The sequence below is a fragment of the Micromonospora sp. A200 genome, assembly GCF_029893845.1.
Lineage (GTDB): Bacteria > Actinomycetota > Actinomycetes > Mycobacteriales > Micromonosporaceae > Micromonospora > Micromonospora purpureochromogenes.
On sequence record NZ_JARXXY010000050.1, the window covers coordinates 1 to 24,420 of the forward strand.

Consider the following 24,420-nt stretch of genomic DNA (forward strand, 5'->3'; position numbering starts at 1 on the left):
GCCTTGCGCCACCCGTCCCCGCCCTTCCGGGCCGTTTCACGCGCGGGCGCCCGCCGGCGCGCGCCCGGGGCGCTCTCTCCACCCCACCGGCGCCGGGGGGGGGGGGCCCCGTAACCCGGCCCCCGCCCCCGCGTCGTTACGTCCCGGTCAGGCCACCGGCGCGAAGCCGGGCAGCCAGCGTTCCAGGATCCCCCGGTACGGCGCCTTGGCCTCCAACTGGCACAGCACCCCGATCGAACCCAGCGTCACGCGGTGGATCATCAGGTACGACGGGGGCAGGTTGAGCTGCCGGCTGAGCTGGTAGGTCGGCGACTTCGGGCTGGCCAGGCGGGCCGCCTCGGACCGCAGCCAGGCCCGGCTGAACCGGAATTCCTCGGCGGCGATCGGTTCCAGCATCGGCCGCAGGAAGTCGAGCACCGCGTGGGCGTCGATCGGCTCCGTGGAGCTGACGAAGCCCTCCTTCCGCAGGCCGTCCACCACCCCGTCCGCGTCGCCGCGCAACGCCAGCCCGGCGATCCGGCCGATCGGCTCCGGGGTGCCCTCCGGCATCCGCGCCACCGCGCCGAAGTCGATCACGCCGAGCCGGCCGTCGGGCAGCAGCCGGAAGTTGCCGGGGTGCGGGTCGGCGTGCAGCAGGCCGGCCCGGGGCGGCGCGGACAGGTGCAGCGTCGCCATCAGCCGGCCCGCCTCGTCCCGCTGCTCCTCGGTGCCCTCGCGGATGATGTCCGCCAGCGGCGTCCCCTCGATCCACTCGGTGACCAGCACCCGGGGCGAGCTGGAGAGCACGGCCGGGATGAAGATCTCCGGGTCGTCGGCGTACGCGGCGGCGAAGGCCCGCTGCGACTCGGCCTCCAGCTCGTAGTCCAGCTCCTCGGTGACCCGCTCCCGCAGCTCGACCAACAGCGGCTTGACGTCGAGACCCGGCTGGATCGCCCGGAACATCCCGCCCAGCCGGGAGAGCTGCTTGAGGTCGGCGAGCAGGGCGTCACCGGCGCCCGGGTACTGGATCTTGACGGCTGCGGTCCGCGCCTCGCCGGTCTCCGGGTCCCGCCAGATCGCCTTGTGCACCTGCCCGATGCTCGCCGCGGCGGCCGGAGTGTCGTTGAACTCGACGAACCGGTCCCGCCAGCCCGGCCCGAGCTGCTCGGCGAGCACCTTGTGCACGGTCGCCGCGGGCAGCGGCGGGGCCGCCTCCTGGAGCTTGGTCAACGCCTGCCGGTAGGGGGCGGCGATCTCCTCCGGCAGCGCCGCCTCGAAGACCGACAGCGCCTGACCGAACTTCATCGCCCCGCCCTTGAGCTGCCCGAGGACGCTGAAGAGCTGCTCGGCGGTGCGCTGCTGGATCTCGGCCGAGATGACGTCGGAGGCGAGCCCGGTGACGCGCTTACCCATGCCGAGGACGGTCCGCCCGGCGAAGCCGAGCGGCAGAGCGGCGAGCTTGGCGGTCCGGGACACGGCCCGGCGCGGGATGTCGGTCACTTGGTCATTGTTACCGACTCGGTGGGCCCGTTGCTGCTCCGAAGCCGGGCTCGGCCCCGGCTTCCCTCCTCCGCGCCCCCTCCGGCCCCACCCGCCCCGCCGTCCGAGCGGGCCGACGCGCCGCCCGGCCTCGCCGCCGGCCGTCCTCCCGCTGCTGCGGGCGACGGTCAGCGCCGGCGGCCGGCGCATCCGCAGGAGGGGTGCGGCGGCCACATCCGGCGCCGGAACCGGCCCGCCGCGCCGATCTCCACGGCGCAGCCGAGCGTCTCCGGAGCGCCGCCGTCGAGGTGGGCCAGCGCCTCGGCGACCGCGTAGCCGACGGCGGCCAGCAGGGTCGCGGCGGCGCACGCCTGGTCGGCCGGGTCCGCCGCGAGCTGGGCGGCGAGCCCGGGCCAGCCCGGGTCCCGGTCGGCCCGGTGCAGGTCCAGGCAGTGCAGGCAGGGGCCGACCGGCGGTCGCACCAGCGGCCCGACCACGGGTACGCCCTCGCGCAGGCCGAGCAGCAGGTGCGGCTGGCGACGCTGGGCGTAACCGGCGGCGAGCAGGGCGGCCGGCCGGTCGGCGCCGAGGTGGACCGCCAGCTCCACCCGACCGCGGCGCAACGGGCGGGTCTGTGTGCCGGGGGCGGTCCGGCCGATCGCCGAGCGGAGCGCGGCGGCCAGCGGGCGTCCCACGTCGGACGCGGCCAGCCCGGTGCCGACCAGGTCGGCGGGGCCGACCGTGCCGGCGAGCTCGGGTGCCACGTGACCCACTCCGGCCTGCGCCAACGCGACGGCGACCGGGCCGCCGAGCCGGCCGGCGCCGGCGACCACCACCCGGGCGGCCCGCCGCCGGCGCAGCACCTGCGCCGGGGTGCCGGGCAGGGTGGGCGCGGCCAGCGCGAGCGCCCCGGCCTCCGCGGCGAGGCGGCTGCGCGCCGGGCCGGCCAGGTCCCGGGGGAGCAGCGTGTGCGCGGGTACGACCAGACCGGCGGCGCGCAGCGCGTCCAGCAGTTCGCGGGCCTCGTCCGGGCCGATCCGGGCGGCCGCGGCATCGGCCAGGATCCCGCGCTCGCTGCGGCTGCCGTCGAGCAGGTCGAGCAGGCGCGCCGCGCGCGGGTCGGCGACCTCGAGCAGGACGGCGCGCCCCGGGTCGAGCCCGAGTTGCAGGGTGTGCCGGTCGCGCCAGAGCCGGGTCAGGCCGGGCAGCAGCGTCGGGCGGGGCAGGGGCGGGCGGGAGAGGGTCGGGTGGGCCGGGCGGGTCGACGGGCTCATGACGACGGATCGTGACCGAGTCCGCGCTGTCCGTCGATCGTTGTCCACAGGTGCGCGGCGCTCTGTCCAGCGCTGTCCACAGGAAGCGGCGGGATATCCACAACCGGCGGGTAACTCTGTCGCCCTCCCGACACCGTCGTGCCCCCGGGAACGGCGCGGGGGAGGGGCGGCCGCCGGCCACCCCTCCCCCCGGAACGCGTACGGGTCAGACCTTGGCCTTGCCCAGGATGCGGTTCACTGTTGTGCCGCACACCGGACACTTGCCCTTGGCCATGTTCATCCCGGTCTTCGAAACCTCGATGCGCCCCTCGAAGTCCCGCTTCTCCTTGCACTTGACGCAGTAACCGTTGTAGGTCTGGGCCTGGTCGGCCACGGTAGCCTCCTCGTCTCGTCCGCCGGGCGAGCCGGCCCGGCGGGTCTCCCGGCGGCGGGCCACGCGGGGCCCAGGCGCTGGGTCTTTCTCCGCGGACACCTTCGTGACCGCTGGTTGGCGGACCCTACCCAGATCTGGGCGAATCCATGTCAGCTGTGCATCGACACTGTGAGGAAGTCGACGTCGAGAGTGTGCATGCCGGAATGGGCCGGATTAGTGAGTTTGCCGGGGACACGCCGGTTGGAGACCCGCAAAAACGCCCGCACGGGGCCCGAGCGGCGCTGCGGACGGTGATCACCTACGGTGGGTGGGACGCGAGCGTCGAGTGCCTCCCGGCCGCCACGAAGGGTGATCGGGGCGGCCCGACATGGTCATCCACAGTTTTTTTCGGGACTCCTCACGACCAACCACCATTTTCCGGGCGCGTGTCGCGGTGTTGACCCTTGCGGACCCCTGGTCAGTACGCATTAGCTTTCCCTCGTGGCAGGAATGCACGGCTGCGCGGCTCACTGATGGCTGGGGCGCGGAAGCCGGTCGTCGAGGTACGGCGCAGTCAGCGCCGGCGACGCACGGTGTCCGCCTACCGCGACGGGGAGCGGGTCGTGGTGCTGATCCCCGACCAGTTCTCCCGGGCCGAGGAGAGCGAGTGGGTCGACCGGATGCTCGCCCGGCTCGCCGCCCGTGAGGGCCGGCTCGCCCGCTCCGACACCGAACTGCTCGACCGGGCGCTGCGCCTGATCAACCTCTACCTCCCCGACCAGGGCAGCGACGCCCTGCCCGCCACCGTCCGCTGGGTCACCAACCAGAACGGCCGGTGGGGCTCCTGCACCCCGGCCGACCGGACCATCCGGATCTCGCACCGCCTCCAGGACATGCCGGACTGGGTGCTCGACTACGTGCTGCTGCACGAGCTGGCGCACCTCATCGTGCCCAGCCACAACGCCCGGTTCTGGGAGCTCGTCGGCCGGTACCCGAAGACCGAGCGGGCCCGCGGCTACCTGGAAGGCGTCGCCGCCGCCTCCGCCGTACCCGTCCCCGGCTGACCCGCACCGCTCTGCCCGGCCCCCTCCCGCCACCGCGTGATCGACTCCAGGTCGGCGACGTGGCGGCATCCGTCCGCCTCCGATGCCGCCGTTGCGGCGACACGGAGTCGATCACCCCGGACGTTAGGGTCGGAGGGTGACCCGACGTGTGGTGGTGGCGTTGCTCGGCCCGGTGACCTGGTCGCCACCGGGAATCGATGCCGTGGACTGGCGTACCGCGCTGGCTGAGGACACCGTCGACATGCTCGCCACGCTCAGCGAGGTGGAGACCGCGGTGGCGGTCACCCCGGCGGACCGCTGGCTCGCCGACGCCGTCATCTGGCCGGGTACCGCCGTGCACGAGGTGGCCGAGCCCACGGCGAACGCCGTACTGGCCGCGCTGACCGGGTACGACCAGGCGGCCGTGGTTGCCGCCGACGCCCCGGACCTGCCCGGCCTGACCCTGGGCAAGCTGCTCCGGCCGCTCACCAGCCGGCCCGTGGCGGTCGCCCCGGTCGAGGGGGAGGGGCCCGGCCTGCTCGGGGTGGCCACCCGGCTGCCGGTACCCGGATGGTTGCCGGCGCTGGACCTCGACGCGGCGGTGCCGGCGGACGTGCGCCGCGTGGCGCCGGCCCCGGGCGACGTGGCGGTCACTCCCGCCTGGCGGCGGCTGCGCGGCCCGGCCGACCTGGCCGCGCTGAACCCGGCGGTCGAGGGCTGGGAGGCCACCCGGGCCCTCCTCTCCGGCCCCGCCCGCCGTAGCTGACCGAACCCGCCCTGCCGTCGGACGAGCGTGTAGACGCCGCCGGCCGGGCGCGCGTGGGGCGCGTCCCGGCCGGTGCGGTGCGGATCAGGACTTGTCGGTGTCGTCCCCGGAGTCGTCGGAGCGGGGCGGGGTGCCGCCGCCCGGCGCCTGCTCCTCCGGGCCGCCCGGCGCGGTGAAGTCGAAGTTCGCCAGCTCGTCGTCGAGGTCGAGCTGGGCGGTCGCGAAGGCCACCGGGTCGGCGAAGTCGTCGTCGGAGGGGAGCAGGTCGGGGTGGCCCCAGACCGCGTCCCGGCCGGAGATGCCCCGGTGCGTGGTGAGCGCGGCCCAGAGCGCCGACGCCTCGCGCAGCCGGCGCGGTCGCAGCTCCAGCCCGACCAGCGCGGCGAAGGTCTGCTCGGCCGGACCGCCGGCGGCCCGGCGGCGGCGGAACGCCTCGCCGAGGCGGACCACGTTGGGCAGGCGCTCGCCGGCGGCGTTGTCGACCACGTGGCAGACCCAGCCCTCGACCAGTGCGAGCACCGTCTCCAGGCGGGCCAGGGACGCCTTCTGCGCCGGGGTGTCCTCCGGCGTGAAGATGCCCTCCAGGGCGATGGCCTGCATCGACTCCGGGTCGGTCGGGTCGACCCGGCCCATCGCCTCCTCGATCGCCTCCCGGTTGACCCGGATGCCGGAGGCGTAGTTCTCCACCGCGGTCAGCACGTGCCCGCGCAGCCACGGGACGTGCTCGAAGAGCCGCTGGTGGGCGGCCTCGCGCAGGGCGACGTAGAGGCGTACCTCGTCCTCGGGCAGCTCCAGGCCCTCGCCGTACGCCCGGATGTTGGCCGGGACGAGCGCGGCCGTGCCGGCCGGGCCCAGCGGCAGGCCGATGTCGCCGGCCGAGAGCACCTCGGCGGCGAGCGAGCCGAGCGCCTGGCCGAGCTGCCCGCCGAAGAGCGCCCCGCCCAGGGTCGCCACCATCGACTGCATCGGGCCGAGCTGGGCCCGCGCCTCCGGCGGCACCAGGTCGCCCATCGCGCCGACCATCCGGCTGGCCACCGGGTCGCAGAGCTTGCGCCAGACGTCGAGGGTCTTGTAGATCCACTCGTTGCGGTTCCACGCCACGGAGGTGCGGATGCCGGACGGCAGCGCGGAGGCCGGCTCCAGCCAGAGGTCGGCGATGCGCAGCGCCTCCTCCACCGCGTGCCGCTCGTACGGCGACACCGCCGGGTCGCCCGCGGCGGCGAGCTGGCTGGCGGCCACCTGCCGGGCCAGGTCCCAGTTGACCGGCCCGCTGCCCGACGCGGAGAGCAGGTGCTGCAACTGCGACATGAACTGCTGCATCTGCGCGGGATCGTTGGGGTCTGGTGGTTGCCCACCCGGGAGCGCGAAACCGAACGGAATATCAGGCACGACGTCTACGGTACGCGCGCCGCGCCCCAGGTCGCCCTCGCTGTCGTTGCGCTGAGGGCGAAGTCGGCCTCGGCCGCCCGGGCGGCACCGCCTGAATCGGTACGCTCTGCCGCATGAGACGTCGCGGCGTGACCGTCCTCCTCGGTGCTCTGCTCACCACTCTGCTCAGCATCGGCGTGCTCGGCGCGCCCATCCCGTACGTGGTGCTCGGCCCGGGGCCGACCGTGAACACCCTCGGCACCTCGGACGGCAAGGAGGTCATCCAGGTCACCGGCCGGTCGACGTCCAACTCCGCGGGCCAGCTGCGGATGACCACGGTGGGGGTGCAGCCCACGGTCAAGCTGCGGGCGGCGATCGCCGGCTGGCTCTCCGCCGACGAGGCGGTGGTGCCGCGCGAGCTGGTCTACCCGCCGAACGAGAGCCAGGAGGAGGTGGAGAAGCGCAACGCCGAGGACTTTCAGAACTCGCAGACCAGCGCCGAGACCGCCGCGCTGGTGGAACTCGGCTACCCGGTGCAGGTGGTGGCCAAGGAGGTCGCCTCCGACGGCCCGTCGGCGGGCGTGCTCAAGGCCGGCGACGTGATCACCACGGTGGACGGGGTCACGGTGACCACGGCGACCAAGCTGGTGGAGCTGGTCCGGGCGAAGCCGGCCGGCACCGCGCTGCGGATCGGCTACACCCGCGACGGCGTGGCCGGCACGGCCACGGTGACCAGCCGGGAGCAGGACGGCCGGCCGCGCGTCGGGCTGGTGCCGGAGCAGCGGCAGCCGCACCCGTTCACGCTGAAGATCGACCTGGCCAACATCGGCGGGCCGAGCGCCGGGCTGATGTTCGCCCTCGGCATCGTGGACAAGCTCGAACCGGCCGACCTGACCGGCGGGAAGATCATCGCCGGCACCGGCACCATCGACGACGAGGGCCGGGTCGGTCCGATCGGCGGGATCGCTCAGAAGCTCGTCGGGGCGAAGAAGGCCGGCGCGAAGGTCTTCCTGGTGCCGGCGGACAACTGCGCCGAGGCGGTCCGCAATCCGCAGCCCGACCTGCCCCTGATCAGGGTCGGCTCGCTGGACGAGGCATTGACGGCGCTGGAGACGTTGCGGTCGGGTGGGCAGCCGATCCGCTGCTGAGCCCGGGCACCGCGGCAGCCCACCGTGACCTTGGACCGACACGTTCAGGAACAACCCGTACTCTGGGTGCCTGTCCGGAGCCGATCACATCGAGCGTGCGGAGCCAACAGTGGTCATGCGTAGCAGTCCCCTGCCGAGGATGAGCCGGCGCGGACGCGTCACCATCGGCGTCCTGGTCGGGGTGTTCGTGCTCTTCACCCTGCTCGGCTGGGGTGTCCAGGCCTGGACGGACTGGCTCTGGTTCGAAGAGGTCCGCTACACCAAGGTCTTCACCGGGGTGCTGGTCACCCGGCTGCTGCTCTTCCTCACCATCGGGGTGGGGTTGGGGCTCTTCGTGGGCGGCAACCTGTGGCTGGCGTACCGGCTGCGACCGGCGCTGCGGCCGCATTCGTTGGAGCAGGCCACCCTGGAGCGCTACCGGATGCTGCTCACGCCCCGGATCGGCACCTGGATCAGCCTGACCGCGGTCGTGCTCGGGCTCTTCGCGGGCCTCTCCGGGCAGAGCCGGTGGAACCAGTGGCTGCTCTTCCGCAACGGCGGCGACTTCGGCGTCAAGGACCCGGAGTTCGGCGTCGATGTCGGCTTCTACGTCTTCCAACTGCCCTTCTGGCGGTACCTGCTCGGCGTCGGCTTCACCGCGGTGGTGCTGGCGCTGCTCGGCGCGCTGGCCGTGCACTACATCTTCGGCGGGGTGCGGCTGCAGGGCGTCGGCGACCGGATGACCAACGCCGCGCGGGCCCACCTCACCACGCTGGTCGCCGTCTTCGTGCTGCTCAAGGCCGTCGCGTACGTGCTGGACCGGCGGGCGATGCTGCTGGAGTACAACGAGGGCGCCAAGCTCTACGGCGCCGGCTACGCCGACGTCAACGCGCTGCTGCCGGCCAAGGAGATCCTGGCGTACATCTCGGTGGTGGTGGCGATCGCCATCATCGTCTTCTCCAACGCGGTGATGCGGAACCTGGTCTGGCCGGGCATCGCGCTGGCCCTGCTCGGCGTCTCCGCCGTCGCGATCGGCGGCATCTACCCGTGGGCGGTGCAGACCTTCGAGGTCAAGCCGAGCGCCCGGGACAAGGAGGCGCCGTACATCGAGCGCAGCATCGGGGCCACCCGGGCCGCGTTCGGGTTGGGCGACACGAAGACCACCGGGTACGCGGCGAGCCACCTCACCCCGCCGGCGAACCTGGCCACCGACACCTCGGTGGTGCCGAACGTCCGGCTGCTCGACCCGCAACTGGTCTCCGAGACGTACACGCAGCTCCAACAGGTCCGCGGCTTCTACGACTTCGGGCCGAAGCTCGACATCGACCGGTACTCGGTGGCGAACAAGACCTCCGACTACGTGGTCGGCGTCCGCGAGATCAACTACAACGAGCTGACCGACCAGCAGAACAACTGGATCAACCGGCACACCGTCTACACCCACGGGTACGGCCTCGTCGCGGCCCCGGCCAACCAGGTCGTCTGCGGCGGCCAGCCGTACTTCGTCTCCGGCTTCCTCGGCGAGAAGGCGCAGGAGGCGTGCTCCTCGCAGGCCGAGCAGATCCCGGCCACCCAGCCGCGGATCTACTACGGCGAGCGGATGGAGGAGAACGACTACGCGATCGTCGGGCAGGCCGACGAGACCCGCAACGCCGAGTTCGACCGGCCCACCCCGACCACCGGCGGCGAGCAGTACTACACCTACACCGGTGAGGGCGGCGTCGAGATCGGCTCCTTCACCCGCCGGCTGCTCTACGCCATCAAGGAGCAGGAGTCGAACTTCCTGCTCTCCGAGGCGGTCAACGACAACTCGCGGCTGCTGTACGTGCGCAACCCGCGGGACCGGGTGGAGAAGGTCGCCCCCTTCCTCACCCTCGACGGCGACCCGTACCCGGCGGTGGTCGGCGGCCGGATCCAGTGGATCGTCGACGGCTACACCACCGCGGCGACCTACCCGTACGCCGAGCGGGTCAACCTGCAGACCGAGACCGCCGACGAGCTGACCAACCGGGGCACGTTCCAGCTGGCCCGGGAGAACGTCAACTACATGCGCAACTCGGTGAAGGCCACCGTCGACGCGTACGACGGCACGGTGCGGCTCTACGAGTTCGACGAGACCGACCCGGTGCTCAAGGCCTGGAACAAGGCGTTCGGCGGGGACCTGGTGCTGCCGAAGAACGCCATCCCGGCGGAGCTGGCCGAGCACTTCCGCTACCCGGCCGACATGTTCAAGGTGCAGCGGAACCTGCTCACCAAGTTCCACGTGACCGACCCCGGCGACTTCTACTCCGGCCAGGACTTCTGGCAGGTGCCGAACGTGCCGGACGCGCCGGACAGCGGGCAGAAGCAGCCGCCGTACTACCTGTTCACCCAGTTCCCCGGGCAGCAGGGGCCGCGCTTCCAGATCACCGCGGCGGTCACCCCGAACGGGCGGCAGAACCTTGCCGCGCTGATCTCCGGGTCGTACGTCGACGGTCAGCCCAAGCTGGAGGTGTGGGAGCTGCCGGACCAGACCCGGGTCTCCGGGCCGGTCCAGGTGCACCAGCAGATGACCAACAACGCCAACATCCGGCAGCAGCTCAACCTGCTCTCCTCCAACCAGGCGCAGGTGCATTACGGCAACCTGCTGTCGCTGCCGTTCGGCGACGGGATGCTCTACGTCGAGCCGGTCTACGTGAAGAGCAACCAGCAGGACGCGTACCCGCTGCTGCAGAAGGTGCTGCTCTCGTACGGCGACGGCGGCTCCTACGTGGTGTTGGCCGACAACCTCACCGACGGCATCAAGCAGCTCGTCGACCAGGGCAAACGGGCCGGGCAGGGCACGACGCCGCCGCCCGGCGGCACCCCGCCGCCGCCCCCGGGCGGCACCGACCCGCCGCCGCTGACCGGCGAGCTGGCCGCCGCGGCGGAGCGGGTGCAGACGGCGATCGTCGAGGTCAAGGCCGCGCAGACGTCCGGCGACTTCGAGCGGTACGGCCGGGCGCTCAAGGCGCTGGACGAGGCGATGACCGCGTTCCAGCAGGCGCAGCAGACCGCCGGGCCGGCCCCGACGCCGAGCGGCAGCCCGTCCGCGCCGGCCCCGACGCCGAGCGGCTGAGCCGCAGCGCGATCCGACGAGCCCGCCACCCGAGGACCTGCTGGTCCTCCGGTCGCGGGCTTGTCGCTTTTCCGACCCGATCCCTGCAACCGAGCGGCCCCGTCCACCGTCTTGTCAGCAGGTGGGGGAAACGGGGAGACGTGGTGTGAGCATGAGGGACGCGCAGAGCTTCGACGAGTTCTACCGGAGCACCTCCGGGCGGACGCTGCGGTACGGCCACGCGGTGGCGGGTGACCACGGCGAGGCGCAGGACCTCGTGCAGGAGGCGTACGCCCGGGCCTGGCGGCAGTGGGGCAGCCTGGCCACCCACCCGGCGCCGGAGGCGTGGCTGCGGCTGGTGGTCAGCCGCCTGGCCACCGACCGGTTCCGCCGGCTGCGCGGCTGGCGCACGGCGGTGAGCCGCACCGGCTTACCCGAGAACGTACGGCCACCGGGCGAGGACACCGTCCTGCTGGTGGGCGCCCTGCGGCAGTTGCCGGCGAACCAACGGCAGGCGCTGGCCCTGCACTACCTGTTCGACATGCCGGTGGAGGAGATCGCCCGCGAGACGGGGGTGCCCACCGGCACCGTGAAGTCCTGGCTGTCCCGGGGCAGGACGAGGCTGGCCGAGCTGCTGCCCGGGGTCGCGTCCGAGAAGCTGGAGGTCAACGATGTCGCGTGAACTGACCGGTTTCTACCGTTCGCTCGCCGAGGACACCGACCCACGCGGCCTGGCGGCGCCCGACCTGGTGCGTCGGTATGCCGACCGCCGGGCGCGGACCCGGGCGGCGCTGGGGGTGCTCACCGCGGCGGCGCTGGTCGGCGGGACGGCCGTCGGCGCCCAGTTCGTCCTCACCGCCGGCCCGACCACCCGGGTCGGGCCGCCCGCCGACACCCCGGCCCCGCCCTCGCCGGTGCCGTCGAACCCGACGCCCACCCCGTCGGCGATCTCGCCCGGGCCGAGCGGGTCGGCGTCGCAGCAACCGCCGTCGACGTCACCGACGGGCGTCGGCGTCCCGCCGCCCGTCCGGACGCCGACCTCGATTCCCGACTCCGCCTTCTTCGCGCTGGCGGCGGCGAACGACACCGGCGCGGGAGCGAGGTTCGGCGAGGGCCAGGTGCTGCCCCCGCTCTGCGGTGCGGAGCCGGGCGCGTCGGGGACGGTCCGGCAGCGGGTCCGGACGGTGCCGTTCAAGCTGGCCGGCACGCCGGAGGGGAACATCCCGGACGGTCTCTACCGGCACAGCATCACCATCTACCGCGACGGTAAGGCCGCCGCCGCGCTCGACGAACTGCGCGACGCGGTGCGTGACTGCGCCGAGCAGCCGGTCGGCAAGGTGAAGTCCCGGCAGAAGCTGCTGCCCAGCAGCGGCTACGGCGACGAGTCGGTGCTGTTCGAGATGCGCAAGCCCTTCCTCGACGTCAACGACCAGCCGACCGGCGACGAGGAGGTCCGGTTGATCCGGGCCATCCGGATCGGGAACGTGGTGACGGTGCTCTGGGAGCAGGGCTGGGAGGGCAGTTCCAGCCCGAAGCCGCAGGTCGACGCGGACAGCCGGCGGGCGGTGCTGGCGATCCGCAACTGGTTGCGCTGAGTGCGCCCCGGGCCCGTTTTGCGGGTCCGGGGCCCCGTACGCTACGGTTAACCAGTCGACGCGGGGTGGAGCAGCTCGGTAGCTCGCTGGGCTCATAACCCAGAGGTCGCAGGTTCAAATCCTGTCCCCGCTACCACGACGAACGGCCCGAGGATCTGATCCTCGGGCCGTTCGCTTTTTCCCCGCCCGAGCGGCCTCGGTGGCCGATCCGGGACCCGCCTGATCCCGGTCCCGGGGATGCGCTACGCTTATGGAGCCGACGCGGGGTGGAGCAGCTCGGTAGCTCGCTGGGCTCATAACCCAGAGGTCGCAGGTTCAAATCCTGTCCCCGCTACTCGTTCGAAGGCCCCGGAGCCCCGCTCCGGGGCCTTCGCCGTCTCCGCCCGCCGGGAGTTTCCCGTCCGTCCGGGGTGCCCCGCTTGCCCGCCTCGGTCAGGATGGGGTCATGTCATCTTGGAACAGGTGGTGGGGCCGGCTGAGCGCGGTCCTCGGTGCGGTCGTGCTCTCGGTCTTCGTACCGGTCGCGGCCTGGGCGTCCACGGGCCAGGGCGAGCTGGTGGTGGAGGCGGCACGGCGCAGGGGCCGGGGCGGTGGCGGCATCCTGGGCCTGCTCTGCTGCCTCGTCGTGGTGGGGTTGATCGTGTTCCTGGTGCTGCGGCTGATGCGCAACCGCCGCAACCGTCCGCCGAGCTGATCCGGTTGGCCCCGGCCGGCAGACGCCGGCCGGGGTCACTCGGCCAGCGCCCCCTGCGCCCGCGCCATGAACTTCGACGTCGTGGCCCGCGCTCCCACCCGGCCCGACCGGACGTCCTGGGCCGCCGCCGTGAGCAGCGCGCGCACCCGGGCGTGCCCCCGGGGCGGTGGGGCCGGAGCGGGCCCGACCAGGTCGTTCAGGCTGGTGCCCAGCGTGGCGACGCGCTTGACCACCGGATCGTCGGACGCCTGGGTGACGGTCTGCCGCACGGCCAGGTCAGCGGGCAGCCCGCGGTCGGTGCCGAGGATCCGGCCCACCTCGACGTTGGTGGTGAGGAAGTTGACGACGTCGGCCACCACGCCGGGGTGCCGGGTGCCGTGGAAGCCGGCCCAGTACATCGAGGCCCAGTCCCACTGGGCGGCCGGCGGCCCGGGGAAGGCGGCCAGCCCCAACTCGTCGTCGGTGTTGCGCTGGAGTTCGGGAAGCTGGTGCGACCAGGCGAACGAGGCGGCGGTGTGGCCGGTCACCACGAGCTGTCGGGCCGGTTCGCCGCCGTCGGCCCGGTCCACCAGCGCGGCGGCCGGGGTCGCCCGGTCGTTGCGGGCCCGCTGCCAGAGCTCGAACCAGTCGACCAGGGCCGCCGAGCTGAAGCCGAGTTGCCGCCCCTGGTAGAACTTGCCGCCCTGGCCGCGCAACCAGAGCCAGAGCGCCCGGTGGTCGCCGGACGGATCCATGGTGCCGGCCACCCGCCCGCCGCTGGCCTGGGTGACCCGCGCGGCCCAGGCCAGATAGTCCGCCCACGGCATGATCGTCGGGGCGGGCACCCCGAGCCGGCGCAGCAGGTCCTTGTTGTAGACCACGGCGGCGTGCGTCTGCGCGGCGGGGACGCCGTACAGCCGACCGTCCACCCGGCCGTAGTCGGCCAGCCCGGGCGGCAGGCCGCCGAGGTCGAGCCGGCCGTCCGCGGCGTACGGGCTGAGGTCCAGGGCGATGCCGCGCTGGGCGTACTCGGTCAGCACGGTGTCGTCGACCTGGAACAGGTCCGGCACGTTGCCGCCGCCGGCCTGGGTCGCGAGCCGGTCGTAGTAGCCGCTGGCGGCCTGCCAGGTGACCCGGAAGGTGACCCGGGGGTTGCGCGAGGAGTAGAGCCGCAGCGCCCGCTCGGTGGCCTCCGCGCGCCGGGTGTTGCCCCACCAGAAGACCGACAACTCGATCGGCCCGTTCTCGTCGACCGGGGCGGCCGGGCCGTCGCTGCACCCGGCGAGGCCGCCGGTGGCGAGCGCCGGCACCGCCAGCAGCGCGCCGAGCAGCCGCCGCCGGTCCGGGTCGGCGCCGGGCCGGGGGCGCGGAGGGCGGGCAGCGGGCACGGGGGGCTCCTGGTGCGCGGCGGTGCGGGCCGGACCATTCACGCAGGCGGTGAGCCCGGGTGTCAACGCCGGGCGGCCGGCGGCGGCGGGGACGGTCGCTCGGCGCTGACCAACATCGATGCGCGCTGAGCCGACCCGGGCCCGCCGGCCTCGGGACGGCCGGTGGCCGCACCGGGCGTCCCGACGTCGTCTGATGTACTAGGGCGCGTGGAACTTCTGCACTCGGGCAAGGTCAGGGACGTCTACGCCGACGGCGACGACCTGATCCTGGTCGCCTCCGACCGCATCTCGATCTACGACGTGGTGCTGCCGACGCCGATCCCGGACAAGGGTCGACTGCTCACCGCCCTTTCCGTCTGGTGGTTCGAGCAGCTCGCCGACCTGGTGCCGAACCACGTCATCTCGACCACCGACGTGCCCGCCGAGTTCGCCGGCCGGGCGATCCGCTGCCGGCGGCTGGAGATGGTCCCGGTGGAGTGCGTCGCTCGCGGCTACCTGACCGGTGGCGGCCTGAAGGAGTACCAGCGCACCGGCGCCATCTCCGGCGTGGCGCTGCCGCGCGGCCTGGTCGAGGCGTCGATCCTGCCCGAGCCGATCTTCACCCCGTCCACCAAGGCGCCGGTGGGGGAGCACGACGAGCCGATCACCTTCGCCGAGGTGGTGGACAAGGTCGGCGCGGAGACCGCCGAGCGGCTGCGCCAGATCACCATCGACGTCTACCGCCGCGGCGCCGAGCTGGCCGCCGACCGGGGCATCCTGGTCGCCGACACCAAGCTCGAACTGGGCTGGACGCCGGACGGCACCCTGATGCTCGGCGACGAGCTGCTGACCTCCGACTCGTCCCGGTTCTGGCCGGCCGAGTCGTACCAGCCGGGCCGCGTGCAGTTCTCCTACGACAAGCAGTACGTCCGGGACTGGGCGACCGACAGCGGCTGGGACAAGCAGGGCCCGGCTCCCGAGGTGCCGGCCGAGGTGGTCGAGGCGACCCGGGCCCGCTACGTCGACGTCTACGAGCGGCTCACCGGCAACCGCTGGGCCTGATCAGAAAGCCGCAGCAGGGCGGGTGTCCGGCTGGACCTCCCGGCCGTCCCGATTGAGGATTGCATCGTCGCTTTCCGCATTCGTGAATGTCGGGCTGGTGGAGATGAACTTCGACATGTGGATCCGAGCTCTGAAGGCCGCCCGGGCCAGCGCGGGAGTCTCCCAGGAGGCCCTCGCGGAGCGGATCAGCTGGAGTCCGTCGACCATCGCTGCGATCGAGACCGGTCGGCGGCGGCCGACCCCGCAGTTCGCCGCCGCCGCCGACGATGCGTTGAGCACCGCGGGCCTGCTCTCCGAGCTGCTGGCTGCGGCCAACCGCCAGCAATCGCCGACGTGGTTCGCGCCGTGGCGCGGGGTCGAGGCCGCCGCGTGCATCCTCCGTACCTTCCAACCGTCGTTGGTGCCCGGCCTCCTGCAGACCGAGGCGTACGCGCGGGCGGTGCTCACGGCGCAAGGCACCCACGGGCCCGACCAGGTGGCGCACCTCGTCGCCGGCCGGATGGAACGTCAGGACCTGCTCACCGGCGAAGTGCCGAAGCGGTTCACCGCGATCATGGACGAGGCCGCCCTGCGGCGGGTGGTCGGTGACCGGGAGATCCAGCGGGCACAGCTGGAACGTCTGAGGGAGTTGGCGGACCTACCCCACATCCGGCTGTACGTCGTGCCGATCGGGGTGGGAGCTCATCCGGGTCTGGCCGGCGGTTTCGTGCTGGCCACGCTGCCGGACGGTGACGAGGTCGCCTATGTGGACGGCGTCTTCGGTCAGGTCATGGATCAGCCGGACGCGCTGGATACGATCAGGGTCATGTGGGACACACTCCTCAGCGAGGCCCTGCCGCAGAATGTGTCCGCAGACTTGATCGGAAAGCTGGTGAGCGAGCTGTGAACACTGCCCCCACCCCTCGGTGGCGAGTGTCGAGCCGGTCGGGCAACGGTGGCGACACCTGCGTTGAGGTGGCCGACAACCTGTCCGGCCGCGTGCTCGTCCGCGACTCGAAAGACCCCAGTGGCGGCATCCTCACCTTCGCTCCGGCCGCCTGGCGGTCCTTCGTCGCGCTGATCAAGTCAGCGCCGAGCAGCTGAATCCTCCCGGCGGGCCGGTCTCATGATCGTCTGATGGGAACCGACGCGACACGCCGTGCCGCCCGTCGGGATTCATCAGATGATCATGAGCACCCGGCGTTCACTCCACCCGGTCCAGGGTGCACGCCACCCTCGCGCGCCCACGCGTCGCCCGCCCCGGGGCCTCCGTACGATCTGGATCGTGCGTGACATCGCCGTCTTCAGCGGAACCGCCCATCCCGAGCTCGCCGCCGAGATCTGTGCCCACCTCGACGTCCCGTTGCACCCGGTGCGGGTCTCCCGGTTCGCCAACGACTGCCTGGAGGTGCAGTTGCAGGCGAACTGCCGGGAGCGCGACGTCTTCCTGATCCAGCCGCTGGTGCCGCCGGTCCAGGAGCACCTGGTCGAGCTGCTGCTCATGATCGACGCGGCCCGGGGGGCGTCCGCCGGCCGGATCACCGTGGTGCTGCCGCACTACGCGTACGCCCGGTCGGACAAGAAGGACGCCCCGCGCATCTCGATCGGCGGGCGGCTCGTCGCCGACCTGCTCACCTCGGCCGGGGCGCACCGGGTGCTGGCGATGACCCTGCACTCGCCGCAGGTGCACGGCTTCTTCAGCGTGCCCGTCGACCACCTGCACGCGCTGCGCGAGCTGGCCGCCCACTTCCGGCGCTACGACCTGACCGACACCGTGGTGGTCTCGCCGGACCTGGGCAACGCCAAGGAGGCCGCCGCCTTCGCCCGGATGCTCGGCACGCCGGTGGCGGCCGGGGCGAAGCAGCGGTTCAGCGACGACCGGGTCAAGATCAGCACGGTGATCGGCGACGTGGCCGACCGGGACGTCATCGTCCTCGACGACGAGATCGCCAAGGGCAGCACGGTGATCGAGCTGATGGCGCACCTGCGCGAGCGGAAGGTGCGCTCGATCCGGCTCGCCTGCACGCACGGGCTCTTCTCCAGCGGCGCGCTGGAGCGGCTCAGCGGGGAGGACGGGGTGCTGGAGATCGTCTGCACCAACACGGTTCCGATCCCGGCGGAGAAGCGGGTGCCGAAGCTGGAGATCCTCTCGGTCGCGCCCGCGTTGGCCGAGGCGATGCGGCGGATCCACAACGGCGAGTCGGTCAGCGCGCTCTTCAGCTGACTCGGGCCGGGTCAGTCGCCGGCCGGGCCGCCCGCGCGGCGCAGCGCCCGGGTCAGGGCGCTGATCCGTACCGTGGTGCCGGCCGGGCTGGTCTCGACCTCCATGGCGTCGCTCAGCTCCCGGGCCAGCCACAGCCCCCACCCGCCGGCGGTGTCCGGCGCCGGGCGGCTGTGGTCGCCGAGCCGCTGCGCGCTGATTCCCGCGCCGTGGTCGGAGACCTCGCAGACCAGTTCGTCGGCCCGTCGCCACAGCCGCAGCCAGCCCCGGCCCCCGCCGTGCCGGACCGCGTTGGTGATCAGCTCGTTGACGGCGAGGACGAAGTCGTCCAGCCGCTGGCCGTCCAGCCCGGCGGCGTGCGCGCAGGAGGTGACCGAGTGTCGCAGCTCGGTCACCTGTGCCTGCTCGAAGGCCTCGGCGATGAGAACGGAAGATTTGATGGGCACAACCGTACGCGGCGAGGGTGGATCTGCGTTCGTCATGGCCCTGTCCCGACAGCCGGTCTCGGAGTTTCGCGGCATTTCCACCGTACGTCAGGGTTCTTCGTACCGCGACCGGCGCCGGGGCCGAGCCGGCCGGCGGCTGTGGCATCGTGACGGCCATGCCGTCGCCGCCGGGTGGTCTCGAGGTGCCGCTGTGGCGTTCCATCGCCGTCTTCCGCTTCGCCGCCCTGGGGTACGTCTGCCTGCTGGTGCTCCGCGACGCCGACCGGTACGCCTACCCGCTCGCCGCCGGCGCCGTCCTGCTGGCGATGCTGGCCTGGTCCGGGGTGACCGCCGCCGGCTACGCCCGGCCGGCGAACCGGCACTGGCCGCTGCTCCTGGCCGACCTGGGCGTCGTGCTCGTCGTCCTCGCCGTCTCCCCGTGGGTGGTCGGCCGCCCGGCGCTGGCCGCCGGTGTGCCGACCCTGGCCGTGGTCTGGCTGGCCGGCCCGGTGCTGGCCTGGGCGGTCTCCGGCGGGCGGCGGCGCGGCGCGGTCGCGGCGCTGGCGCTCGGCGCGGCGGACCTGGCCAGCCGGGGACGCATCGGCCCGTCCTCGCTCACCGGGGTGATCCTGCTGCTGCTCGCCGGGGTGATCGTCGGGCACGTCGCGCGGCTGGCGGTGACCGCCGAGGAGCGGCTGCACCGGGCGGTGCAGCTGGAGGCGGCCACCCGGGAGCGGGAGCGGCTGGCCCGGGGCATCCACGACTCGGTGCTCCAGGTGCTGGCCCTGGTGCAGCGGCGCGGCGCCCACCTCGACGGCGAGGCCGGTGAGCTGGCCCGGCTCGCCGGCGAGCAGGAGGCGGCGCTGCGCGCCCTGATCGCCGGGGTCGACCCGGCGCCCGCCGCCGACGAGCCGACCGGCACCCTGGACCTGCGCGCCCTGCTCGGCCGGTACGCCTCGGCGACGGTCTCCGTCTCCGCCCCGGCCACCCCGGTCCCGCTGCCCGCCCCGGTGGCCCGGGAACTGGCCGCCGCCACCGCGGCGGCGCTGGACAACGTGCGGCGGCACGCCGACGGGCGCGCCTGGGTGCTGGTCGAGGACGAGGGGGTGACGGTGACGGTGTCGGTGCGCGACGCCGGCCCGGGCGTCCCGGAGGGCCGGCTGGTCGAGGCGGCCCGGCAGGGGCGGCTGGGCATGAGCCAGTCGATCCGGGGCCGGATCGCCGACCTCGGCGGCGAGGTGCGGATCGTCTCCGCGCCGGGGGAGGGCACCGAGGTGGAGCTGGTGGTACCGCGGGAGGACGGGTGACCGGGGTACGCGTGATGGTGGTCGACGACCACCCGATGTGGCGGGAGGGGGTGGCCCGTGACCTCACCGAGGCCGGCCACCGGGTGGTGGCGACCAGTGGTGAGGGGCGGCAGGCGGTCCGGGTGGCCGCCGCGGCCCGGCCCGACGTGGTGGTGCTCGACCTCCAACTGCCCGACATCTCCGGAGTCGAGGTGATCCGGGGCCTGCGGGCCGTGCTGCCCGAGGTGCGGGTGCTGATGCTGTCGGCCAGCGGCGAGCAGCAGAGCGTCCTGGACGCGGTGAAGGCCGGCGCCACCGGTTACCTGGTGAAGTCCGCCGCGCCGGCCGAGTTCCTGGACGCGGTGCGCCGCACCGCCGCCGGGGAGCCGGTCTTCACGCCCGGCCTGGCGGGACTGGTCCTCGGCGAGTACCGCCGGCTGGCCGGCGCCACCGACGGCGGGGCCCGGTCGGGCCGGGACGACGAGGCACCCCGGCTCACCGAGCGGGAGACCGAGGTGCTGCGTCTGGTCGCCAAGGGGCTGTCGTACCGGCAGATCGCCGAGCGGCTGGGGCTCTCGCACCGCACCGTGCAGAACCACGTCCAGAACACGCTGGGCAAGCTCCAGTTGCACAACCGGGTCGAACTGACCCGCTACGCGATCGAGCGCGGGCTCGACGACTGAGAGGCTGTCAGTGCGACTCCGGCGGCCGGGTCTCGTGGATCGCCAGCTCCTCGGCGGTGGCCCCGCCGCCGGCCGAGCCCGCGTCGTAGGCGACCGAGTCGGTCTCCTGGTCGGTGTGCGCCCCCTCGTCCGGTTCGACCAGCCGGCCCACCTGGGAGTCGGCGATGGTGCCCAGCTTGCCGTGGTCGTAGATGGAGACCGGGGAGTGCGGGTCCGAGGTGGGACCGGGGTTCATCACGTCGGCGTCCAGCTGCGCCTCGGCGGCGGCCTCGTCGCTGTCCGCCTCGGCGGCGATGTCCGGGTCGACCGGGCCGGCCAGTGGGTCGTCGGCGGCGCGCTCGTACTGCTCCCGCTGCAGCTTGTAGTCCAGCGACTCCCCTTCGAGCTGCTCCTCGGCGGTGGTGCCGAAGCTGTCGACCGCGACCGGTGTGCGGTCGCCGGGCAGCTGGGCCGGCTCCGGGCCGTCGGCCTCGCGGCCGGTGAGGACGTCGTCGTTGGCGGTGGAGTCGTCGTCGGCGGTCTGCGGCAGACCCTCCGCCTCAGGGTCGGAGAGGGGGGTCGGGTACTCGTCGTCGCGCATGACTGATCACTACCCACTGCCATGCCCCGGGTAACCGGAGCCGGACCCCGCAATCGGGACGAAAAGGGAGAAGTCAGCCCTGGCGCGCGGCTTCGTCCTCGGCGTGGAGCACGCACCAGACCACCTTGCCGTTCGGCACCGGGGTGCTGCCCCAGCGTCGGGCCACCGTGTCGATCAGCAGCAGGCCACGGCCGCCGGTCGAGGTGAGCGGAGCCAGGCCGGCGTACGCGGGCTGTCGGGGGGAGTGGTCGCGGACCGCGACGTGCAACGAGCTGTCGCGCGGCGCGAGGCGGACCGTCATCGGCGTCCGCGCGTGGGCCACCACGTTGTTGACCATCTCGGTCACCGCGATGGACGCCGGCTCGGTCAGCTGCGGCACATTCCAGCGGGCGCACCCGTCGGCGATCATCGCCCGCGCCTGCCGGGCGGCCCCCACCGTGGGCGCGAGGTCCGCGGCGAGCAGCGCCGCCATCGGGGTACGGGCCAGCGCGGCGGTCGCCTCGTCGGCGGTCGCGTACACCGGCAGCCCGGTCGCGTCGGCGCCGGTGACCGTGCCGGCCGGGTCGAGCACCAGCAGGTCGGTGGCGGGCCAGTCGGTGACCGCGCGGCGGACCTCGGCCAGCAGACGCGCGGCGCTGCCGTCGGTGGAGCGGAGCCGGGCCACGTCGACCACGATCGGGCCGGGCCGGTCGCTCAGTCGCGCCAGCAGGGCGTCGCGGACCCGGTCGGCGGTGGTGGGCTCCAGCACGCCGCTCAGCCGCACGGTCGCGGACGACTCGTCCGCCTCCACCAGGCATCGCGCGTCCGTCGGCATGATCGTCCCATTGTGCATGCCGGCGGCCGGACGCGCACCCGGCCGTTCCGTGCCGGTCATCGCCGTTCCGCCCGGGAGCGGCGGGTCATCGCGGCCATCGTGCCGACCGCGGTCCCGGCGGCGGCCAGCCCGAACGCGGCGGTCACCCGGACCACCTGCCGGCGTCGGCCGTGCCAGCCGCCCTCGCGCTGCGCCTCGGCGTCGGCGCGGAAGACGTTGCCGGTGCTGTCCGCCGCGCCCGAGGGCCCGAACTGCGTCCGGTGGGCGTACCAGCCGAGGGCCCGCTCGGCCAGCGCCGGCGCGAGCCGCCACTGCAGGCCGATCAGGCGGGCCGCGCCGCCGGCGTACGCCTCCCGGCGCGGGCGGCGCAGCAGCCGGACGATGGTCTCGGCCACCATCTCGGGCGGGTACACCGGCGGCGGCGGAACCAGCTCGCGCCCGGTGTGGTTGCCGGCGTGCCGGAAGAACGGGGTGTCGATGGTGGCCGGCAGCACGGTGCAGATCGAGATGTTGCCCCGGCCGGTGACCCGCAGCTCCTGCCGGACCGTGTCGGCCAGCCCGCGGATGCCGTGCTTGGTGGCGTTGTACGCCGACTGGTAGGGCATCGCCACCTCGGCCAGCACCGAGGCGTTGTTGACCACGACCCCGCCGCCGGAGAGGCTCAACCAGGGCAGCGCGGCGCGGATGCCGTACGCGGCGCCCAGCAGGTTGACCTCCAGCACCCGGCGGAACTCCGACACCGGGATCTCGTCGAAGAGCCCGACCGCGCTGACCGCCGCGTTGTTCACCCAGCCGTCGATCCGGCCGTACTCGGCCGCGGCGCGGGCGGCCAGTTCCTCGACCGCCACCGGGTCGGTCACGTCGGTGGGCACCGCCAGCGCCCGGCCGCCCAACTCCCGGCAGCGCCGGGCGACGTCCTCCAGGGCGGGCTCGCTGCGGGCGGCGAGGACGATGTCCGCGCCCCGGCGGGCCAGCGCGTAGGCCGTGGCGGTGCCGATGCCGCTCGAGGCGCCGGTGACCACCACGACGGCGTCCGAGAGACTGCGGGTTAGCGGCATTCCTCGTCGGTACCCCCACCAGAGTGGGTCATGCGGCCGGGTGGGCACGGATCGGCACCGGGGCCGGCTGTCGCGGCGTTTGTCAGACAGTGCGGGATACCGGACGTATAGTACATATCACCACAAAAGTGCACGTTCCACCGGAAGACCGATGACCATGGCTTATACCGCGTATGTCTTCGAGTACGTATATTCCGGCACCAATCTGGGCGTCTACCTACACGGCTTTCCCACGGACACGGCAGTCACCTACTCGGCCCGGCCGGTGCGCGTGGTGGGGGCTGGCGCCCCGATCGGCGTCCAACTCACAGTCGGTCCCGTTTACCCGCATGTCGACGGCACGCTGGCCCGCGTGGCGGACATCGCGGGCGTCTGGCACGACCACATCGGCAACCCGCCCTGGTCCTTCATCATGCTCGACGCCATCGAGGAGGCAGTCGCATGAGAGGCGAATCCGAGATCGAGTACCACGTCTGGCACACGCCGGACGGCGAAATACGCGGCGTCGGCCGTGTCGCGCCCGGCGCGCCGTCGAACCTGGGCGCCATCCCGCTCACCCCGGAGCACCCCGGCCTGCGGGTGACAACCATCACCATGCGTGAGGTGGAGGATCCGACCTACTTCGAACGTGTACTGCTCCAGGAGGGCCGGTTCGTCGACCGGGAAGACCGGACCACCGATAGGTGAGCACGCTCGCAGCGCATCGCGGCCGAGCAGCGATCCCGGCATGCCGGGCCTTCCGGACACCCGGCTTGACGATGGCGTAAACCGATCACCCCGGACGGCCGGGTACGGACCTCCGCTCACCCCGCCGGACGCGCCGGGAAGGCGCGTGGGACCTGCGGAAAGTCCGGTGGCGGGGGCCTGCCGGCGGCTCGCTGGCCGGGTGCCCGCAATGGTCGGCCGACGGCGTTCCGACTGCTCCCGATCTGCCAGGTTTCGGCTCGCCGGGGCCGGGTTAATGGGACCCTCTGACCGGAGGACCATCCCTCACGAATCGCATGGAGGTGACCATGCGCGTCGGCCTCGTCTGCGCGCACGCCGGCTCGGCCCGGCATGCGGACGCCCCCGCCGTCGGCACCCACGAGCACATCGCCCGGGTCGCCGCCGAGCTGGCCGGGCGCGGCCACGACGTACGGGTCTACGAGCGCCGCGACGACCCCGCCCTGCCGGAGGTCGTGGAGGTGGACGGCTACCGCCTCGAACGGGTGCCCGTCGGGCCAGCCAGGATCACGCCCACCGCCGAGCTGGTGCCGTACGTGTCGGAGTTCGGCCGGTGGCTGGCCGACCGCTGGGCCGCGGAGTGGACCCCCGAGGTGGTGCACGGGCACTACTGGATCGGCGGCCTCGCCGCCGCCCACGCGGTACGCGAGACGGACATCCCGGTCGTGCAGACCTTCCACTCCCTCGGCGTCGAGCAGCTGCGCCACCTCGGCCAGCAGTACGACGGCCCGGGGGAGCGGATCCCGCTGGAGCGGGCGCTGACCCGCGCGGTGGACATCGCGGTCGCCCAGTGCAACGACGAGGTGGACGAACTGACCCGGATGGGCCTGCAACGCACGTCGGTGGCGATGGTCCCCGCCGGGGTGGACATCGAGCGGTTCCACCCCGACGGCGAGGCGGCCCCCCGCGACCAGCGGGCCCGCATCCTCTCCGTCGGCGGGCTGTCGCCCGGCCACGGCCAGGAGGACCTGATCCGGGCGATGCGCCTGGTGGGCGACGCCGAGCTGGTCATCGCCGGCGGCCCGCCGCCCGAGGAGCTGGCCACCCACGCCGAGGCCCGCCGGCTGCGCGAGCTGGCCGAGCGGACCGGGGTCGCCGACCAGGTGAAGCTGGTCGGGGCGGTACCGCACGACCAGATGGCCACCTGGTACCGCTCGGCCGACGTGGTCGCCTGCACCCCGCACTACTCCTCGGCCGGCCGGGTGTCGCTGGAGGCGATGGCGTGCGGCGTACCGGTGGTCGGGTACGCGATGGGCGGGATCGCCGACGCCGTGGTCGACGAGGTCACCGGGCGGCTGGTGCCCCCGGGCGACGTCCGCACGCTGGGCGTGACGCTGCGCCGGCTGCTGGCCGACAACGCCGGGCGGTTCGCGTACGGGCACGCGGCGGTGGACCGGGTGCGGTGCAGTTACACCTGGGAGCGCACCGCCAGCGCCCTGGAGCGGCTCTACGAGCGGGTGGTGCTCCGGCGCAAGCCGGTCGAGGCCTGA

The 24,420-nt window shown here is 73.4% G+C and carries 25 protein-coding genes and 2 tRNA genes; 18 read left to right on the plus strand and 9 right to left on the minus strand.

Going from position 1 to position 24,420, the window contains the following annotated elements:
• Positions 1–147: 147 nt before the first annotated feature.
• The 3 genes from M2302_RS30110 to M2302_RS30120 form a co-directional block, all read right to left on the minus strand.
• Positions 148–1,479 (minus strand): AarF/ABC1/UbiB kinase family protein, encoded by a 1,332-nt coding sequence (locus M2302_RS30110; RefSeq protein WP_280841203.1) that lies wholly within the window; start codon positions 1,477–1,479, stop codon positions 148–150.
• A gap of 167 nt (positions 1,480–1,646) precedes the next feature.
• Positions 1,647–2,732, minus strand: coding sequence for a hypothetical protein (locus M2302_RS30115; RefSeq protein WP_280841204.1), 1,086 nt, complete (start codon positions 2,730–2,732; stop codon positions 1,647–1,649).
• 205 nt (positions 2,733–2,937) lie between these two features.
• Complete coding sequence (locus M2302_RS30120) at positions 2,938–3,105, minus strand: DUF5679 domain-containing protein (protein ID WP_165945332.1); 168 nt, start codon at positions 3,103–3,105, stop codon at positions 2,938–2,940.
• Between the two features lie 512 nt (positions 3,106–3,617).
• On the opposite strand from M2302_RS30120, the gene M2302_RS30125 reads away from it, so the two are divergent.
• Entirely contained in the window at positions 3,618–4,148 is a 531-nt protein-coding gene (locus M2302_RS30125; RefSeq protein WP_280841205.1) for a M48 family metallopeptidase, read from the plus strand.
• A gap of 136 nt (positions 4,149–4,284) precedes the next feature.
• Positions 4,285–4,893 carry a hypothetical protein gene (locus M2302_RS30130; protein WP_280841206.1) on the plus strand — a complete coding sequence of 203 codons (609 nt, stop codon included), beginning with the start codon at positions 4,285–4,287 and terminating at the stop codon, positions 4,891–4,893.
• Between the two features lie 84 nt (positions 4,894–4,977).
• Here the strand turns inward: M2302_RS30130 and M2302_RS30135 are convergent, their stop codons facing one another.
• Entirely contained in the window at positions 4,978–6,213 is a 1,236-nt protein-coding gene (locus M2302_RS30135; protein ID WP_170285429.1) for a zinc-dependent metalloprotease, read from the minus strand.
• Between the two features lie 182 nt (positions 6,214–6,395).
• Between M2302_RS30135 and M2302_RS30140 the strand changes: the two genes are divergently transcribed.
• The 7 genes from M2302_RS30140 to M2302_RS30170 all read left to right on the plus strand — a co-directional run bounded on the left by M2302_RS30140 (position 6,396) and on the right by M2302_RS30170 (position 12,753).
• A complete protein-coding gene (locus tag M2302_RS30140) occupies positions 6,396–7,409 on the plus strand; it encodes a PDZ domain-containing protein (RefSeq protein WP_280841207.1) in 1,014 nt (337 codons plus the stop codon).
• A 115-nt stretch (positions 7,410–7,524) separates the two neighbouring features.
• A complete protein-coding gene (locus M2302_RS30145) occupies positions 7,525–10,485 on the plus strand; it encodes a UPF0182 family protein (RefSeq protein ID WP_280841208.1) in 2,961 nt (986 codons plus the stop codon).
• A gap of 151 nt (positions 10,486–10,636) precedes the next feature.
• Complete coding sequence (locus M2302_RS30150) at positions 10,637–11,146, plus strand: SigE family RNA polymerase sigma factor (protein WP_280841209.1); 510 nt, start codon at positions 10,637–10,639, stop codon at positions 11,144–11,146.
• Positions 11,136–12,059, plus strand: a complete 924-nt coding sequence (locus M2302_RS30155; RefSeq protein ID WP_280841210.1) for a hypothetical protein — start codon at positions 11,136–11,138, stop codon at positions 12,057–12,059. Before M2302_RS30150 ends, M2302_RS30155 begins: the two co-directional genes overlap by 11 nt.
• Positions 12,060–12,118: 59 nt before the next feature.
• A tRNA-Met gene (locus M2302_RS30160) sits at positions 12,119–12,195 on the plus strand.
• A 124-nt stretch (positions 12,196–12,319) separates the two neighbouring features.
• Positions 12,320–12,393: transfer RNA gene (locus M2302_RS30165), tRNA-Met, on the plus strand.
• Positions 12,394–12,504: 111 nt separating this feature from the next.
• Complete coding sequence (locus tag M2302_RS30170; RefSeq protein WP_179801708.1) at positions 12,505–12,753, plus strand: hypothetical protein; 249 nt, start codon at positions 12,505–12,507, stop codon at positions 12,751–12,753.
• Positions 12,754–12,788: 35 nt separating this feature from the next.
• Here the strand turns inward: M2302_RS30170 and M2302_RS30175 are convergent, their stop codons facing one another.
• Positions 12,789–14,120 carry an extracellular solute-binding protein gene (locus tag M2302_RS30175; protein WP_280841211.1) on the minus strand — a complete coding sequence of 444 codons (1,332 nt, stop codon included), beginning with the start codon at positions 14,118–14,120 and terminating at the stop codon, positions 12,789–12,791.
• Positions 14,121–14,327: 207 nt separating this feature from the next.
• Here M2302_RS30175 and M2302_RS30180 point away from each other — a divergent pair, with 207 nt between their 5' ends.
• The 4 genes from M2302_RS30180 to M2302_RS30195 all read left to right on the plus strand — a co-directional run bounded on the left by M2302_RS30180 (position 14,328) and on the right by M2302_RS30195 (position 17,364).
• Positions 14,328–15,161, plus strand: a complete 834-nt coding sequence (locus M2302_RS30180; protein WP_280841212.1) for a phosphoribosylaminoimidazolesuccinocarboxamide synthase — start codon at positions 14,328–14,330, stop codon at positions 15,159–15,161.
• A gap of 22 nt (positions 15,162–15,183) precedes the next feature.
• Positions 15,184–16,047, plus strand: a complete 864-nt coding sequence (locus M2302_RS30185; RefSeq protein WP_280841213.1) for a helix-turn-helix transcriptional regulator — start codon at positions 15,184–15,186, stop codon at positions 16,045–16,047.
• On the plus strand, positions 16,044–16,244 hold the full coding sequence (locus M2302_RS30190; protein ID WP_280841214.1) for a DUF397 domain-containing protein: 201 nt from the start codon (positions 16,044–16,046) through the stop codon (positions 16,242–16,244). Before M2302_RS30185 ends, M2302_RS30190 begins: the two co-directional genes overlap by 4 nt.
• A gap of 181 nt (positions 16,245–16,425) precedes the next feature.
• On the plus strand, positions 16,426–17,364 hold the full coding sequence (locus M2302_RS30195) for a ribose-phosphate pyrophosphokinase (protein ID WP_280841215.1): 939 nt from the start codon (positions 16,426–16,428) through the stop codon (positions 17,362–17,364).
• Between the two features lie 11 nt (positions 17,365–17,375).
• On the opposite strand, the gene M2302_RS30200 is transcribed toward M2302_RS30195, so the two are convergent.
• Positions 17,376–17,843 (minus strand): ATP-binding protein, encoded by a 468-nt coding sequence (locus tag M2302_RS30200; RefSeq protein ID WP_280841216.1) that lies wholly within the window; start codon positions 17,841–17,843, stop codon positions 17,376–17,378.
• Positions 17,844–17,962: 119 nt separating this feature from the next.
• Between M2302_RS30200 and M2302_RS30205 the strand changes: the two genes are divergently transcribed.
• Positions 17,963–19,093: a DUF5931 domain-containing protein gene (locus M2302_RS30205; RefSeq protein WP_280841217.1), complete on the plus strand. Its 1,131-nt coding sequence runs from the start codon at positions 17,963–17,965 to the stop codon at positions 19,091–19,093.
• Between the two features lie 14 nt (positions 19,094–19,107).
• The gene (locus tag M2302_RS30210; protein ID WP_280841231.1) at positions 19,108–19,755 is read left to right on the plus strand and encodes a response regulator transcription factor; all 648 of its coding nucleotides are present in this window, start codon (positions 19,108–19,110) and stop codon (positions 19,753–19,755) included.
• 7 nt (positions 19,756–19,762) lie between these two features.
• On the opposite strand, the gene M2302_RS30215 is transcribed toward M2302_RS30210, so the two are convergent.
• The 3 genes from M2302_RS30215 to M2302_RS30225 form a co-directional block, all read right to left on the minus strand.
• The gene (locus tag M2302_RS30215; protein WP_280841218.1) at positions 19,763–20,335 is read right to left on the minus strand and encodes a DUF5709 domain-containing protein; all 573 of its coding nucleotides are present in this window, start codon (positions 20,333–20,335) and stop codon (positions 19,763–19,765) included.
• A gap of 73 nt (positions 20,336–20,408) precedes the next feature.
• The gene (locus M2302_RS30220) at positions 20,409–21,149 is read right to left on the minus strand and encodes an ATP-binding protein (RefSeq protein WP_280841219.1); all 741 of its coding nucleotides are present in this window, start codon (positions 21,147–21,149) and stop codon (positions 20,409–20,411) included.
• Between the two features lie 56 nt (positions 21,150–21,205).
• The gene (locus M2302_RS30225) at positions 21,206–22,207 is read right to left on the minus strand and encodes an SDR family oxidoreductase (protein WP_280841220.1); all 1,002 of its coding nucleotides are present in this window, start codon (positions 22,205–22,207) and stop codon (positions 21,206–21,208) included.
• Between the two features lie 151 nt (positions 22,208–22,358).
• Between M2302_RS30225 and M2302_RS30230 the strand changes: the two genes are divergently transcribed.
• The 3 genes from M2302_RS30230 to M2302_RS30240 all read left to right on the plus strand — a co-directional run bounded on the left by M2302_RS30230 (position 22,359) and on the right by M2302_RS30240 (position 24,420).
• Positions 22,359–22,652 (plus strand): hypothetical protein, encoded by a 294-nt coding sequence (locus M2302_RS30230; protein WP_280841221.1) that lies wholly within the window; start codon positions 22,359–22,361, stop codon positions 22,650–22,652.
• Positions 22,649–22,894, plus strand: coding sequence for a hypothetical protein (locus tag M2302_RS30235; RefSeq protein WP_179801619.1), 246 nt, complete (start codon positions 22,649–22,651; stop codon positions 22,892–22,894). The genes M2302_RS30230 and M2302_RS30235 overlap by 4 nt, the downstream gene beginning before the upstream one ends.
• Positions 22,895–23,220: 326 nt before the next feature.
• The gene (locus M2302_RS30240) at positions 23,221–24,420 is read left to right on the plus strand and encodes a glycosyltransferase (RefSeq protein ID WP_154942170.1); all 1,200 of its coding nucleotides are present in this window, start codon (positions 23,221–23,223) and stop codon (positions 24,418–24,420) included.